Source organism: Macrococcus bovicus, from assembly GCF_030376725.1.
Classification (GTDB): Bacteria; Bacillota; Bacilli; order Staphylococcales; family Staphylococcaceae; genus Macrococcus; species Macrococcus bovicus.
Window position 1 is genome coordinate 1854997 of record NZ_CP128470.1, and the last position, 15724, is coordinate 1870720.

General features: G+C 44.9%; 17 protein-coding genes. 2 read left to right on the forward strand and 15 right to left on the reverse strand.

What is annotated here, in order from left to right:
* Position 1: 1 nt before the first annotated feature.
* From QSV55_RS10150 to QSV55_RS10200, 11 genes are all read right to left on the reverse strand, one after another.
* On the reverse strand, positions 2-1012 hold the full coding sequence (locus tag QSV55_RS10150; RefSeq protein WP_289650096.1) for an L-threonylcarbamoyladenylate synthase: 1011 nt from the start codon (positions 1010-1012) through the stop codon (positions 2-4).
* A gap of 87 nt (positions 1013-1099) precedes the next feature.
* Positions 1100-1933 (reverse strand): peptide chain release factor N(5)-glutamine methyltransferase, encoded by an 834-nt coding sequence (prmC, locus tag QSV55_RS10155; RefSeq protein ID WP_289650097.1) that lies wholly within the window; start codon positions 1931-1933, stop codon positions 1100-1102.
* Entirely contained in the window at positions 1923-2999 is a 1077-nt protein-coding gene (prfA, locus tag QSV55_RS10160) for a peptide chain release factor 1 (RefSeq protein WP_289650098.1), read from the reverse strand. Before prfA ends, prmC begins: the two co-directional genes overlap by 11 nt.
* Position 3000: 1 nt before the next feature.
* The gene (locus tag QSV55_RS10165) at positions 3001-3588 is read right to left on the reverse strand and encodes a thymidine kinase (RefSeq protein WP_289650099.1); all 588 of its coding nucleotides are present in this window, start codon (positions 3586-3588) and stop codon (positions 3001-3003) included.
* Positions 3589-3721: 133 nt separating this feature from the next.
* The gene (locus QSV55_RS10170) at positions 3722-3979 is read right to left on the reverse strand and encodes a type B 50S ribosomal protein L31 (RefSeq protein WP_133418455.1); all 258 of its coding nucleotides are present in this window, start codon (positions 3977-3979) and stop codon (positions 3722-3724) included.
* 103 nt (positions 3980-4082) lie between these two features.
* Positions 4083-5399 carry a transcription termination factor Rho gene (rho, locus tag QSV55_RS10175; RefSeq protein ID WP_133452034.1) on the reverse strand — a complete coding sequence of 439 codons (1317 nt, stop codon included), beginning with the start codon at positions 5397-5399 and terminating at the stop codon, positions 4083-4085.
* A 146-nt stretch (positions 5400-5545) separates the two neighbouring features.
* Positions 5546-6523, reverse strand: a complete 978-nt coding sequence (gene glpX, locus QSV55_RS10180; protein WP_133452033.1) for a class II fructose-bisphosphatase — start codon at positions 6521-6523, stop codon at positions 5546-5548.
* Between the two features lie 112 nt (positions 6524-6635).
* Positions 6636-6968 (reverse strand): winged helix-turn-helix transcriptional regulator, encoded by a 333-nt coding sequence (locus QSV55_RS10185; protein ID WP_133452032.1) that lies wholly within the window; start codon positions 6966-6968, stop codon positions 6636-6638.
* 96 nt (positions 6969-7064) lie between these two features.
* Positions 7065-8321 (reverse strand): UDP-N-acetylglucosamine 1-carboxyvinyltransferase, encoded by a 1257-nt coding sequence (locus QSV55_RS10190; protein ID WP_289650100.1) that lies wholly within the window; start codon positions 8319-8321, stop codon positions 7065-7067.
* 175 nt (positions 8322-8496) lie between these two features.
* A complete protein-coding gene (gene fdaB, locus QSV55_RS10195; protein ID WP_133452030.1) occupies positions 8497-9354 on the reverse strand; it encodes a class IIb fructose-bisphosphate aldolase FdaB in 858 nt (285 codons plus the stop codon).
* A gap of 76 nt (positions 9355-9430) precedes the next feature.
* Positions 9431-9772 carry a response regulator gene (locus QSV55_RS10200; protein ID WP_243721481.1) on the reverse strand — a complete coding sequence of 114 codons (342 nt, stop codon included), beginning with the start codon at positions 9770-9772 and terminating at the stop codon, positions 9431-9433.
* Between the two features lie 90 nt (positions 9773-9862).
* Here QSV55_RS10200 and QSV55_RS10205 point away from each other — a divergent pair, with 90 nt between their 5' ends.
* Positions 9863-10363 carry a DUF2529 family protein gene (locus QSV55_RS10205; RefSeq protein ID WP_133452028.1) on the forward strand — a complete coding sequence of 167 codons (501 nt, stop codon included), beginning with the start codon at positions 9863-9865 and terminating at the stop codon, positions 10361-10363.
* A 36-nt stretch (positions 10364-10399) separates the two neighbouring features.
* Here QSV55_RS10205 and QSV55_RS10210 read toward each other — a convergent pair whose 3' ends face one another.
* The 3 genes from QSV55_RS10210 to QSV55_RS10220 all read right to left on the reverse strand — a co-directional run bounded on the left by QSV55_RS10210 (position 10400) and on the right by QSV55_RS10220 (position 13560).
* Positions 10400-11995 (reverse strand): CTP synthase, encoded by a 1596-nt coding sequence (locus tag QSV55_RS10210; protein ID WP_133452027.1) that lies wholly within the window; start codon positions 11993-11995, stop codon positions 10400-10402.
* Between the two features lie 142 nt (positions 11996-12137).
* Positions 12138-12665: a DNA-directed RNA polymerase subunit delta gene (gene rpoE / locus QSV55_RS10215; protein ID WP_289650101.1), complete on the reverse strand. Its 528-nt coding sequence runs from the start codon at positions 12663-12665 to the stop codon at positions 12138-12140.
* Between the two features lie 91 nt (positions 12666-12756).
* A complete protein-coding gene (locus QSV55_RS10220) occupies positions 12757-13560 on the reverse strand; it encodes a GNAT family N-acetyltransferase (protein ID WP_289650102.1) in 804 nt (267 codons plus the stop codon).
* Positions 13561-13700: 140 nt separating this feature from the next.
* On the opposite strand from QSV55_RS10220, the gene coaW reads away from it, so the two are divergent.
* Positions 13701-14513, forward strand: coding sequence for a type II pantothenate kinase (gene coaW / locus QSV55_RS10225; protein ID WP_289650103.1), 813 nt, complete (start codon positions 13701-13703; stop codon positions 14511-14513).
* A 29-nt stretch (positions 14514-14542) separates the two neighbouring features.
* On the opposite strand, the gene ldmS is transcribed toward coaW, so the two are convergent.
* The gene (ldmS, locus tag QSV55_RS10230; protein WP_289650104.1) at positions 14543-15721 is read right to left on the reverse strand and encodes an L-aspartate--L-methionine ligase LdmS; all 1179 of its coding nucleotides are present in this window, start codon (positions 15719-15721) and stop codon (positions 14543-14545) included.
* Positions 15722-15724: the final 3 nt, after the last annotated feature.

Genomic DNA, 15724 nt, shown 5'->3' on the forward strand with positions numbered 1-15724 from the left:
CCTACTTTCCGGCTGACGCCTTATCTATTCTATTCATCAGCGCCTGACTCGCTTCATCACGTTTAAAACCGCTAAGAATAATTCGGGATATTGCCTGATTGTGATCAATTGATCTCAGAACATCATAGAGATGTGCCGATGCCCCTGTAATATCCTGTTCATCCTGACAGAGGGGATAGAACGTACCACCTGTCACAAGCGTACGAATGCTTTCCGGCCCCACAACCGCTGTATGAGCATCAGCGTGAAGAGGTGCAGATATTCCACCTTCTATCAACTGAATCGGACTGTTCGGCGCATAGTGACGATATTTCATACCTGGGGCAATCGGCGCTTCATCACTCGTATAGTCAGCTTCTGTCACACATCCCGCTACCACACCTTCCAGCATGGAAGCTGTAATAGCACCCGGCCGCGCAATTCTAAATGGGTAGCTCGAACAGTCAAGCACCGTACTCTCAATGCCGATATGACTATCATCGCCGCGGACAATGCCATAGATACGTCCATTCAAGTCATCATAGACATGTTCATAATTGGTCGGCGAAGGACGGCCACTCAAATTGGCACTCGGGGCTGCAAGAGGCAGTCCGACGATTTTCAGCAGCTGCTGTGCGATGCTATCTTCCGGCATCCTGACAGCCACTGTGTCTTTACCTGCAGTCACCTGTTCAGCCAGACTGTCCTTCTTGAGGGGCAGTATAAACGAAATAGGTCCCGGCCAGAAATGGTTCATCAACTGCTGGGCTGCCGGATGAATCTCTCTGACAAAATCCAGCTGCTCCTGCGAGTGAATATGGACGATCAGCGGGTTGTCACTCGGTCTGCCTTTAGCGAGATACACCTTGGCTACAGCCGCCGCACTTCTAGCATTGGCAGCAAGCCCGTAAACCGTTTCAGTCGGTATTGCAATAAGTTCATTGTCTTCAAATCCTGCTCTGATTTCTTCTATCTGTGGATATGTGGATAAGTCATGCACATAGTTACGCACATCCCAAACATACGTTTCCATCTCATTATCGCCTCCATTATCAATAGTTTAATATAAAATAAAAAGTTATGCACAAATTGTGGATAACTTTTACGTTTTGTGCATAACTTATTGACACCATTTGAACCAGATGATGCGGTCCAGCTGATTAATATCTTTTTCTATGTGAACTTCGATGTGCGGATAAAGCTGATTGACATACTCTTTCAAGGCACGCCCCTGTGCATGGCCGATTTCAAACAGTACATAGCCCTCCGCCTTCATCACGGCAGGTAAATCCTCCAGCATCCTTTTGTAGAGGGCCAGTCCCTCATCTTCAGCGAACAGCGCCAGATGCGGGTCGAAATTCAGTACAGAATCAGACATCCACTCTTTTTCACTTTCGGCAATGTAAGGGGGATTGGAGACCAGTATATCCAGCAAAATCCCTTGTGTCTTAATAGGTTCGAGCAGATCGCCCTGCAAAAATCGGACAGATGCACCTAATAATTCTGCGTTGCGCTTCGCTACTTCTAGCGCTGCATGACTGATATCCACTGCGTAAACTTCGTAATCAGACTCCAGTGCAAGTGTTATAGCAATGCAGCCGCTGCCCGTCCCGATATCAGCCACAACACTGCCTGTATGTTTAAGTGTTCGTTCGACGAGTTCCTCTGTCTCCGGGCGTGGAATCAAGACTTGGTCATTCACCTGAAATGAACGACCATAGAACATCTGAAAGCCTGTCAGATGCGCAAGAGGCACCCCGGCTGCCAGCTGCTCAACTTTAGCGGCATAGAGTTGCTGCATCTCATGAGTCAGCAGCGGCTGATCCATCATGATATCCATCTTGGATAAGTTGAATAAATCCATCAGCAGCCACTCAGCGCCGTTCACAGGAATATTCTGCGCGGCCAGAAGCTGACGCGCAGGGACTAGCAGCTCACTCGGCTTAAAGGACACCTTCGTTCAACTCTTCAAGCTTAGATGTCTGTTCAGCGACTGTCAGTGCCTCGATGATTTCCAGGACTTTACCTTCCACAATCTGGTCGAGCTTCTGAATCGTCAGACCGATACGATGATCTGTCACACGGTTCTGAGGATAGTTATAGGTACGGATACGTTCTGAACGGTCACCTGAACCGACGGCAGATTTACGCTGCTCCGCATATTTTGCTTGTTCTTCCTGCAGCATCATATCATAGACACGTGTTTTCAGAAGCTTCAATGCCTTCTCACGGTTCTGAATCTGTGATTTTTCTGATGAAGTGGCTACAATGCCGGTCGGAATGTGCGTGATACGTACGGCAGAATCAGTCGTGTTGACGTGCTGACCACCTGAGCCGCTTGAACGGTAAGTCTCAATTCTTAGATCTTCCTGCTTGATATCAATTTCAACATCTTCTACTTCAGGCAGCACGGCTACCGTTGCCGTTGAGGTGTGAATCCGTCCGCCACTTTCAGTAGCTGGGATACGCTGCACACGATGCGCGCCGTTCTCGAATTTCAGCTTACTGAAGGCGCCGGTGCCGTTGATCATAAAGATAATCTCTTTGTAGCCCCCGTGATCCGCTTCGCTCGCTTCCATAATCTCAATCTTCCAGCCTTGTTCTTCAGCGAACTTAGAATACATACGGAATAAGTCGCCGGCAAAAATAGCTGCCTCGTCTCCGCCCGCTGCACCGCGGATCTCCATTACAACGTTCTTATCATCGTTCGGGTCCTTTGGTATCAACAGCAGTTTCAGTTCTTCTTCCAGTGCCGGAATCTGTGGCTTCAGTTCTGCGATTTCTTCTTTAATCATCGCTTCTTCTTCGGCATCTTCAGCATCCGCCATCATTTCGAGGGCTTCTTCCAGCTGCTGCTTGACTTCCTTATAATTCCGGTAGACTTCTACTGTCTTTGATAAATCTGCCTGCTCTTTTGAATACTGACGCAGTTTAGCCGGATCCGATACCACATCTGGATCACTCAGTAACTCATTCAGTTGTTCATAACGATCTTCTACGATTTCTAACTGATCTAACATATTATTCCTCCTCCGTACTTCTTACAACATGATGTGCTCGGCATCTTGGTTCGTAACTTTCATTTGCGCCAATCAGAATAAGCGGGTCATCGCTACGCGCTGGCTGACCATCTATCAGGCGCTGCGTCCGTGATGCGGGCGAACCACATACCGCACAGACCGCCTGCAGCTTAGTGACGTGCTCACTGATAGCCATCAGTTCCGGCACCGGATCAAAAGGTACCCCCTTAAAATCCATATCCAGACCTGCAACGATGACGCGATGTCCCCGGTTGGCGAGTTCCGTCGCAATGTCAACGACACCTTTATCAAAAAACTGGACTTCATCTATCGCCACGATATCGATATCACTCGTCACGTGGTCCAGTATAGCTGCTGAACCCGGCACATTGAATGCCTCTACTTTTGTACCGTTATGAGAGACGACTTCATCATCGCTATAACGGTTATCAATCTGCGGTTTAAAGACCATGACTTTCTGCTTGGCATATAGACCGCGTCTGATGCGTCTGATTAACTCTTCACTTTTGCCACTGAACATACTGCCGGCAATACATTCTACCCAGCCTGCGTGATAACTTTCATACATTTGACCTGCCACCTTTTAACACATAATCGCTTCATTATATCATAAAACAGAACTTATAAACGTATAGTAGAAGCCGATTTTGTTGATACAAAAAAAGTTCCAGCATTCAGTTGAATGTGGAACTCGTAAGCTATTATTCGTTGCTTGATTTGAATCCGAATTTCTTGTTGAAACGCTCAACACGACCATCCGCAGATGCGAATTTCTGACGGCCAGTGTAGAATGGGTGAGAATCTGAAGAGATATCTAAACGGATAACCGGATATTCGTTACCGTCTTCCCATGTCATCGTTTCGTTTGAAGAACGAGTAGAACCGCTTAAGAATTTAAAGTCTGTAGTAGAATCTAAGAAGATTACTTTACGGTATTCTGGATGAATGCCTTGTTTCATTATTTTTCAGCTCCTTTGCCCTGAACCATCTGGAACAGAGTTATTCGTGTTATACACGTCAATACTTACATATTATATAGGCTCTCTCCTCAGAATGCAACCATTAAATAATCGGTTTGCCACTCTTTGCACTCTCAGCCATGCGCTCACCTAACTGCTTGAAGAAATCAGCATTATTATCGCTCTGTTTCAGGCGTCTTAAGAAGCGTTCGGTGAAGTCAGGTGCTTCAGTGAATAAGTTGCGCAGCTGCCAGACCATATCAAGTTCTTTTTTATCCAGCAGCAGTTCTTCTTTACGTGTCGAGCTCCGGCGGATATCTATTGCCGGATAGACCCGTTTTTCAGCTAACTTACGGTCAAGTGTCAGTTCCATATTGCCCGTCCCCTTGAACTCCTCGTAAATCATGTCATCCATACGCGAACCTGTATCCACAAGTGCTGTCGCGAGAATCGTCAGGCTGCCGCCCGCTTCAATGTTACGCGCCGCACCGAAGAAGGCTTTCGGCTTATGCAGGCTCGCTGGATCGAGACCCCCTGATAGTGTGCGTCCGCTCGGCGGAATCACCAGATTGTAGGCACGAGCCAGTCTTGTGATGGAATCCATCAGGATGATGACATCTTCACCGAGCTCAACCAGGCGTTTTGCGCGTTCAAGCAAGAGTTCAGCCACTTTAACATGATGTTCAGGCGGCTCATCAAACGTCGAATGAACAACTTCCGCCTGTTCAACAGAACGCTCAAGATCAGTCACTTCTTCCGGTCGCTCACCCACCAGTAAAATAAAAAGCTTCGCATCCGGATGATTCGTACAGATGGCATTCGCTATTTCTTTCAGCAGAGACGTCTTTCCTGCTTTCGGCGGTGCGACAATCATGCCCCGCTGGCCAAAACCAATAGGCGTCACAAGATCCATAATACGCGTTGAATAAGCTGTCTTCGTCGTTTCAAGCTTGATGCGTCTATCCGGATAAAGAGGCGTCAATGCCTGGAAATGAGGCCGCTTCTTCACTTCTTCAGCATTCTGATCGTTTACAAAATCCACCTGCAGCAGGCCATAATACTTCTCATTCTCTTTAGGCTTACGTACTTTCCCCGTTACTTTATCGCCTCGTTTGATCTCAAAGCGACGGATCTGACTGGCTGAAATATAGATATCTTTTTCGCCTTTTGAATAGTTGACCGTTCTTAAGAAGCCGTAGCCGTCCAACTGAATGTCATCCAGTACGCCTTCCATATAATAATTGCCGTCCTGTTCCATCTGTTTTTCCATGACAGCCAGAACCAGCTCTTTTTTATTTAGTTTACTATAGTTCACAAGTCCCAGTTCTTTTGCGCGTGCGGTCAGTTCTTTGGTCGTACTGTTCTTATAAAGCGCATCAAAAGATTCATACTGCGGGCTTGTTCGTTGTTTTTCAGTCATATGACACCTTCTATTTAATATATTCGTTTCTCTGATGATAGATGAGAGGGCATAATGCGGAGCTTTTGCGATGAGCTTTCATAGTTTATCATAAAATGAATCATGCCAAAAGAAAAATCAGCATGCCACGCATGCTGACTGTTCTATTAGATTGTATCTGACTCGTTGATGGTAAGACCCGGTTTTTTCTCAAGACTGTGACGCCCCTGAATAAAGCGGACCGTGCCTGATTTAGCACGCATGACAAGTGAATGCGTCGTTGCAAATCCACCTTTGAACTGAACACCTTTCATCAGTTCGCCGTCAGTGACTGCAGACGCTGCAAAGATAGCATCATCACCTTTAACCATATCATCCAGCTGAAGCACTGTATTCGGTTCGATACCCATCTTGCGGCATCGTTCTTCCTGCTCAGCATCTTCAGGTAACAGAATGCCCTGGAAGTCGCCGCCAAGCGCTTTAATACCTACGGCCGCGATCACGCCTTCCGGTGCCCCCCCTGAACCGAATAAAATATCAACACCTGTGAAATCAAATGCGGTATTGATAGCCCCTGCTACATCGCCGTGCTCAATGAGTTTGATACGTGCACCTGTCTCACGGATTTCCTTGATGATGCCTTGATGACGTTCGCGGTTGAGAAGTGTCGCTGTTACTTCAGAAATATCTTTATTTTTCGCTTTTGCGACCGCATGCAAGTTTTCGCTGACACTCTTCGTGATGTCAACCACACCCTTACATTCAGGGCCCACCGCAATCTTCTCCATATACATGTCCGGCGCATGAAGGAGTGTCCCGCGGTCACCGACAGCAAGGACAGTCATCGCGTTCCAGCTGCCTTCTGCAACAAGTGTCGTTCCTTCTAAGGGATCGACTGCGATATCGATGGCTGGACCTTCTTTAGTCCCGAGTTCCTCACCGATATATAACATCGGCGCCTCGTCCATCTCACCTTCACCGATGACAACGACACCGTCCATCGGGATGGTATCAAATACTGTACGCATCGCAGTTGTTGCTGCATCATCTGCTTCGTTCTTCAATCCTTTACCTACCCATTTTGCACTCTGCAGTGCCGCTGCTTCAGTCACACGAACTAATTCCATCGATAAACTACGTTCCATATTCCATTCTCCTTTATCTATCAGGTTTACATCCACAAATAGTATAGCACATTCAGGTTAATGGTATATTCTTTTCGTCAAGATTCAATTCTTAAAAACCAAAAAAATCCTGCTAGGCAGGATCTTCATGGTTCAGCTCAAGATTCTTCTGAGCCCATTCTTCTATTGGAATCATCGCCTGGCTCAGTGCATAACCTTTCGGCGTCAGCACATATTCAATTGAAAGTGGCGTTGTCGTCGTTACCTTCTTCTCAATAAGTCCCCAGTCTGCAAGCTCCCCGAGTTTCAGACTCAGAGCGCGGGGTGTGATAGATTTCAGATCTCGTTTAATATCTGAGAAATGTGCACTACGATTGTCACATCTTGAAAGATAGTTGATCAATAACCCGTTCCAGCTTCTACCGAGGATTTTAAATGTCTCTTCTAAATAAGGACAAATTTCCATCTTCCTCACCTCTTGCTTCTATCATACCAAAGTATAAAAAATATATCAAGTATAATAAATATATAAAAACACCTCATCATGAGGTGTTTTCATTGACTAGATTTGTTCACGCCAAATATCTGCGCCCAGCGCTTTTAATTTTTCAACGATTCCACTGTAACCCCGGTCGATATGTTTAACATTATAGACCGTAGTCACACCTTCAGCAGTAAGACCTGCAATGACCAGGCATGCACCAGCGCGTAAGTCACTTGCTGCAACTTCCGCACCTGTCAGTTTAGATGGCTTGATATAAGCAGTACCAGATTCCTCACTGATTTCTGCCGACATCCGTCTCAGTTCACCGACATGCTTAAAACGCGCAGGATAAATAGTATCTGTCACTGTACTAGCAGCATTCGCCATGAAAAGGAGCGGTGTAAAAGGCTGCTGTAAGTCTGTCGCAAACCCCGGATAAACATTCGTTGTAATATTAAGCGGTTTAAGAGATTCTGAACGTCGGATAATGGCACTATCCTCACCAATCTCAATATTGACACCCATTTCCTTCAGCTTAGCTGTCAATGGGTCCATATGCAGCGGAATGATATTCTCGATGATGACTTCCTCACCCATTGCAGCAGCGGCACACATATAGGTCCCCGCTTCAATCCGGTCAGGAATAATGGTATGACTCGTACCGTGCAGCTTCTCGACACCTTCGATTTTCAGCGTATCTGTACCTGCACCCCGTATTTTCGCGCCCATATTATTCAGCAAAGTCGCCACATCTACAATCTCCGGCTCTTTCGCCGCATTTTCAATCACGGTCTTCCCTTCTGCCATAGAAGCGGCAAGCATAATATTGATGGTCGCCCCCACTGAAACAACATCCATGAAAATAGTTGCACCGCGCAGATTTTCCGCATGCAGATGCATGCCACCTTCATCACTTGTCACAGTTGCACCTAATGCTTCGAAGCCTTTAATATGCTGATCAATCGGACGTGGTCCAAGAGGACAGCCGCCTGGTAAACCAATGGTACATTTCTTGAATCTAGCGAGCATCGCACCCATCATATAATAAGATGCCCTGAGAGATTGTACTTTATGATTAGGGAGCGGCAGGTTTACTGCTTCTGATGAATCCACAGTCAATGTGTCGCCATCAAGCTCTGTTTTAATATTTAAGTCGCCCAGCAGACTCATTAACGTCACAACATCGGAAATATCGGGAAGCCCGTCCAGCTTAACGATGTCATCTGCCATCAATGTTGCAGGGATAAGTGCTACTGCACTGTTTTTTGCACCACTGATCTGGACTCTCCCATTCAGTAGTCTGCCACCTCTTATCTTGATTACCTCTTCAGACATATACGTACTCCTTTTCACATTTCACATTTATATTTTAATCATCTGTTTGATAGTTCGTTATATTTATATATCAATAGCTATAAGATTTGCGATTTTAAATATAATGCAAAATGTGTTAAAAAGTCAAGAAAAGCACACTTCATTCAAGAAGTGTGCTTTATGTTTCAATAATAAATTAAGCTTTGTTTGAAGTGCCGAACTCACGAATTTTACCTTTTACAGTTTCTTTGATAGCTTCACGAGCTGGTCCAAGATATTTACGTGGATCATAAACATTCGCATCATTGTTTAATGTGTCACGTACTGCTTTCGCAGAAGCGATCTGGTTTTCTGTATTGACATTGATTTTAGCTGTACCTAAAGAAATCGAACGTGTGATATCTTTAGTCGGGATGCCTGTACCACCATGTAAGACAAGTGGTAATCCAGTTGCCTGGCCAATTTCTTCCATCTCTTTAAAGCCTAAGTTAGGTTCACCTTTATAAGGACCGTGAACAGAACCAAGAGCTGGTGCTAAACAGTCGATACCTGTTTTTTCAACAAGTTCCTGACATTCCTTCGCATCTGCATAAACTACGCCGTCAGATACAACATCATCTTCCTGTCCACCTACGCGGCCAAGTTCAGCCTCAACAGAAACACCTTTAGAATGTGCATATTCAACTACTTTTTTAGTGATTTCTACATTCTCTTCAAATGGGTGGTGAGATGCATCGATCATCACTGATGTGAAACCAGCGTCGATTGCTTCTTTACATTTTTCGAAGCTAGAACCGTGGTCTAAATGAATCGCTACAGGAACTGTGATGTTCATGTCTTTCATTAAACCTTCAACCATTTTCACCACTGTATAGAAACCGCCCATATATTTTCCTGCGCCTTCTGATACTCCAAGAATGACTGGTGCATTTTCTTCTTGAGAAGCACCTAAAATAGCTTGAGTGAACTCAAGGTTGTTTAAGTTATACTGACCTACCGCATAACCGCCTTCTTTTGCTTGGATTAACATTTCTTTCATAGAAACTAATGGCATGAAAATATCCTCCTTATGTGCTAAGCACAACTTTTATAAACTAAGTATAGCAAAGTCCAGAAATGATTGCATAATATTAAGCATCTGCAAATTGCTCAGCAATCTCGAGCACATCTTTCATGACAAACGGCTTCGTCAATATACCCGCCGCACCTAACTGATAGAGTCTGTCAATTTCTTCAGCTGACTGAAAGGCAGAAACGACGTAGACCGGTGTATCTGTCAGCTTCTTGATTTCACTGAGTGCCTCTTCTCCGTTCATCACCGGCATTCGTTTATCCATCAGTATCAGGTCGTACTGCTTCTCCTTCACCATCTTGAGTGCCACACAGCCATTTTCAGCTTCTTCCACAGCATATCCGCTTAATGAAAATATTTCTTTCAGCAGCAGGCGAATATTGGCTTCATCATCAATCACCAGAATCCTCATGATTGTAATCGTCCTCCTTTTTATACTAAGATTGTACTATATATGCGCGATATTATTCAGGAAAAGGAAGGATTCATCATGATTAAGATTTTCAACACACAGCTGAACGGGGTCTTTCAGAAGATCAATAACCAGGAGACAGAGATTGACATCGCAGCACGTTTACTTGCCCAAGCGATTCTAGGTGAAGGTAAAGTGTACGTGAAAGGGTTCGGGGACCTGAAGTATTTCGAGGAATTTGCGACCAGCAGTGCTGAGCCACTGCCCGACTCAGAAAAACTGATCACAGAATCAGTCATCGATAAAACAGACCGTGTCTTACTCATGGCTGACGTTTACGACGATGCAGTCATCGAATACATCGCAGATCTTGACCAGCAGGATATCGACTATGTTCTTATCTGCAATCAAGACGAGCGCATCAGCAGCATGAATTTCATCGATCTTTCGACACCGCGCGCCCTAGTGCCTACAGAAGACTTCAGTCGTATCATCACGCCTCATATGATGGCAATGAACTATATTTACTACATACTCTATGCCACTATCAAGGAAATGATAGATGACGAAAACGCATAAAAAGAGTGCTATCTATAGAGATAGCACTCTTTCTTATTATTTGATCGTCGCTTCAATGAAATCTCTGAATAACGGCTGTGGACGCGTCGGACGAGATAAGAATTCCGGATGGAACTGGCAGGCAACGAACCATTTATGCTCAGGAATTTCGATAATCTCGACTAAACGTCCGTCAGGTGAAGTACCTGAGAATACGAGACCTTTTTCCTCAAGGCGACCACGGAATTCATTATTAAACTCGTAACGGTGACGATGGCGTTCTTCTACCAGTGCTTCGCCATAAGCCGCGTGCGCTTTCGTCCCGTCAGTCAGCTGACAAGGATATAAGCCGAGACGGAGCGTACCACCTAAATCAACTACATCTTTCTGGTCAGGTAACAATGAGATGACTGGATAAGGGGTATTTGGATCCAGTTCTGATGAGTGAGCATCTTTCAGCCCGACCACATTACGTGCAAACTCAACCGTCGCAAGCTGCATCCCTAAACAGATACCGAAGAATGGAATATTATTTTCACGCGCGTACTGTGTCGCAAGAATCTTCCCTTCAATTCCACGTTCACCGAAACCACCCGGAACTAAGATGCCATCAACATCCTTTAATTCTTCCTTGAAGTTAGAGACATTCAGTTCCTCAGAGTTCAGCCATTTGATTTCAACCTCTTTACCGAACTGGTAGCCTGCATGTTTAAGAGCTTCTACAACGGAAAGGTAGGCATCCTGCAATGCGACATATTTACCGACAAGGGCGATTCTTGTTTTGCCTTCCAGATTACGGACTGTATCAAGGAGCTGTGTCCATTCTGTCAGTTCTGCTTCCTCGTCCGCCTGCAAGCCCAGGCGTTTGACAACGATGTCATCCATCTTCTGTTCTTTCAGTGCTAACGGAATCTGGTAAAGAGTATCTGCATCGCGGCATTCAATCACTGAGTTTTTATCGATATCACAGAACAGCGCAATCTTGTCACGCAGATCCTGGGTCATTTCATATTCTGTACGCACAACAATCATATCAGGCTGAATACCAAGACCACGCAGCTCTTTCACACTATGCTGAGTAGGTTTTGTTTTCATTTCACCTGCAGCCTTGATGTACGGCAGCAATGTACAGTGGATGTACATGACGTTCTCACGGCCCAGATCACTTTTGATCTGACGGATAGATTCAAGGAATGGTAATGATTCTATATCCCCTGTTGTCCCGCCGATTTCTGTGATGACCACATCTGCGTGCGTGCTCTCGCCCGCTTTAAGAAGGCGCGCCTTGATTTCATTCGTGATATGCGGGATAACCTGAACAGTGCCGCCTAAATAATCTCCGCGACGTTCTTTTTTCAGAACATGAGAATAAACTTTCCCCGCCGTGACGTTTGAATACTGATTCAAGTTGATATCGATAAAACGTTCATAGTGACCTAAGTCAAGATCTGTTTCAGCACCGTCATCCGTGACAAACACTTCCCCGTGCTGATAAGGACTCATCGTACCTGGATCGACGTTCAAATAAGGGTCAAACTTCTGAATAGTTACATTAAGTCCACGATTTTTAAGTAAACGCCCCAGACTCGCAGCAGTAATGCCTTTACCAAGTGAAGAGACGACGCCACCTGTTACAAAGATAAATTTAGTCATAACAACCTCCTGAAATTAAAAAATAAAAAACGCTCCTTTTGCAAGCGCAAAGGGAGCGTAAGTTTTATACGTTGTCCTATTTAAAGGAGCCCAAGTAAAATAATAATCATTTTTAGAAGATAAGTCAATCATCAAACAGAAATTAGAGCTCTTCCTCTTCTTCCTCTTCTTCAAAATCATCATCTTCTTCAAATTCATCTTCTTCAACGACCAGACCCGCTTGATTGAGTTCGTCTTCAACATCTTCATCTTCAGGGTCTTCAAGATTCTCTTCGTCGCTGCCGTCTTCTACCACCATATCGAGTTCATCATCGATTTCTTCTTCACCGAGGAGTGCGATATTCGCATCATCTTCATCGTCATCATCCAGTACTTCAAACTTCTGAACAGTCGGTGCGATTTTTTCTTCAATATCGTCGACTGAATACCAGTCACGAAGCCCCCAGATATTCTCACCCGTAGAGAGGAAACGACCATCTGTATTCAAATCTGTATAGAACTGAACCACCCGTGTTTCAATTTCTTCGTCTTTATAGTCACCAATTTTCTTGAATTCGTCAATGATGTCATATAAGCCTTGATCTTTTCCTTTTTCTGAAAGATAAAGATAAGCCATATCGATGAAAGAATGTTCGTTCATCATTTCTTTGGTATATTCACTGATTTTCATTATTAATTCGTCCTTTCACGTCAGGCAGTCGATTTTTATTCACCCTAAATCATAACAAGAATAATCATGATTTACCAGTAAATATTTCTCTTTAATACCTAATCAGCTTCATCAGTTGGTCAGGCACCTGTAAATCATCCTGTACGAAGTTGACATTCAGATAAGGACCCGGCTGATCCGTTTCTACTAATATGCGATCTGCTTCAGGGTAATGTTTCCTGACATAAGTAGCCAGTTGTCTGAGGGCACTTTCTCTCACTTCATCATCAGCAGGTGTGAACGCTTCGATGCGTACCGCCTTACCGTCCACTGATAGCTTAATCTGCCCTACATCCGTGCCGTCTTTATCCAGCATAACCTTGTCATCCTGTTGGATTAATCTCAGTTTAGAGGCATATTGTCCTGATAGGTCAAGATAGTAGAGGCGCTCCTTACCGATCGGGCCTTCAGGATTGGTCGCTAAGTGGAGGAAGCCTGCCCGCTCATAGAGATTCCATGCTGCCTGATTCTCTGCATCAACCACTAAATAAAGATGTTCGAAATCCGGAAAGACCTGCTGTACATATTCAGGGATATTCATCATAATTTCAGTACCATAGCCATGTCCCTGATATTTGGCATTAATCGACAAGCTTCTGACATAGACCGCATTAATCGGCGTCTCATAGCCTTCATGCTGATAATACTGATGCAGGACAAAGAAGCCCACTACCTGGTTTTCTTTATTTAACACTACACATGGCCGTCTATTGTGATCCATCAGTCCTTCTTCCAGCACTTGAATCGGAAGAGAAGAGTAAATCATCTGACGCTCCTCCAGTTCGAAAGCCTCTAACTGTTCTCTGTAATCTGCGCTATACTGCACGATATCAATCTGTGATCCATTGAATTCCATAGTCCATAACCTCCAGCGATATTCACCTTTTTTAAATTATACCCATTTTTGACTACACTGCATCATTCTAAATCATGAACATAATTTACAAGACACGCCGTAAGCTGTATCATAGTAACCAAAAAAGAAGAGGTTTTAAAATGAAATTCGGTATAGATGCTGGCGGTACACTGATTAAAATCGTCAAAGAAGAAAATGGAGAGCGTACATTCTCCAAATATTTATCAACAGAAGTCGAGAAAGTCGCAGAACTCCTTAAAGAATATCCGGATGCCGAAGTTGCACTGACAGGCGGGAAAGCGACGTATCTCCAGAGCCTGATTCCACAGAACGCTTTTCAGAGCATCGAATTTGATGCCACGTTCAAGGGGATACAGACATTTCTGCAACAGCTTAACCACCCGCTTGAAAATTATATTTTCACCAATGTCGGGACAGGAACTTCCATCCATCACGTCAAAGGTGAAGTACAGGTGCGTGCCGGTGGTACAGGGGCTGGCGGCGGCATGATTCAAGGTCTGGGCTTCCTGCTGACAGGCGAAGCGGATTATGAGACGTTGACTGCACTGGCTGCCCAAGGGGACCGGGATGATATTGACCTCAAAGTCAAACATATCTACAAAGGCGACAAGACGCCTATTCCAGGTGAACTGACTGCCGCAAACTTCGGCCGTGTGCTGCACACAAAAGATACTGTCCAGTATACTGCTGCCGATAAACTGGCAGCCGCTATCGGGGTCGTCGGTGAAACTGTGACCACTGTTTCCATTCATGCTGCCAGAGAGTTCGGCGCTGAATATGTGGTCTACATCGGTTCATCATTCCTGCACAACGAACTCCTGCAGAAGGTCGTGATGAACTATACTGTTCTGCGTGGATTTAAACCTTTCTTCATTGAGAACGGGGAATATTCAGGCGCGCTTGGCACATTAAGATTAATGGAAGAAGAATAAGACAGACCGCTGAATCAGCGGTCTGTCTTTTATGGTCGGTTAAACTCTACAAAAGATTGGGCATGTTTCTCTACATCTTGCTTGTCACCGTGCCAGATGCCGACAAATCTTGACGGTACTGTCTGTCCTTCATAATAATCACCATCGTAATAAGCAAGCGGGAATAGACGTCCTGCTGTTACTTCTTCCAGAATCCGTGCATAAAATGCTTCATTTGACACGTTCGCATAGGCACCGAAGAACTTCTCATAGTCACCTTCCAATAACTCATCCATAATCAGCATAGAAGTCGAACCGTTCTGTCTGAAATTCAGATCAATCGCATACACCGCACCTTTATCATCGACGAGGAGATCGAATCCTGCAATACCACGGTAGCCTGCAGCAACGCCATTCTCCATGATTTCACGCCCAGCAGCAATCACCTGATCCGGTACATGATGGGCCGTTGTATTACCCCGGTATTTGCCATATTCATTGGTGTCCTGGATAGAAGCGCCGATATACTGAATCCCTGTTGCCTCACTATAAGCGTACTGCACACAATAGTTCTGTTCCGTCTTGATGTAGTCTTCAACAATGAAGTCGGAATCCGTTTCCGCTTCCTGTATACGGCTGAGTGCTTTCTCACGGTCTTGATCATTATAACAGATCATGACACCATAGCCCCCCGCAGTCGGATGATCATCGCCCGGCTTGATGACGTATGGATAGTGCCAATCTTTCAATGTTGCTTCAAGCTTGCTGACATGAATCACATCACGCTTCGGCAGGAATTTACCTTTCGTCCAGTCGGCAAGCTTCATTTTATTATTAAGCGCTACAAATAGTTCTTTATTCACATAATAGGTCGACGGTTTAACGTACTCTTCGTTATGTGTATATTGAAAGAAAATCTTTTCCCCCGCTTCTTCTGCCTCTCTCAGGCGCTGATGATAACTATCTGCATCTTTGAACGTACGATAGTTGGACGGCAGCTCAATGCCTGCTGCTGTCATCAACGTTCTCGTCTTGTCACCAATCGTTGCTTCGTGCAGAATCACCGGTATATCAGCAATCAGCAACTCTCTTGCCGTCAGCATATTGGCCTGATGTTCTTCAGTGGTGAGCCAAGGATTTTTCTCGTATGAAGGACGAGATGTAAATACAACATGATCGCCATAAAGCTGATGCATGGTCAGCGGGCGCTTAGATAAAAAGTTAGTCATTCG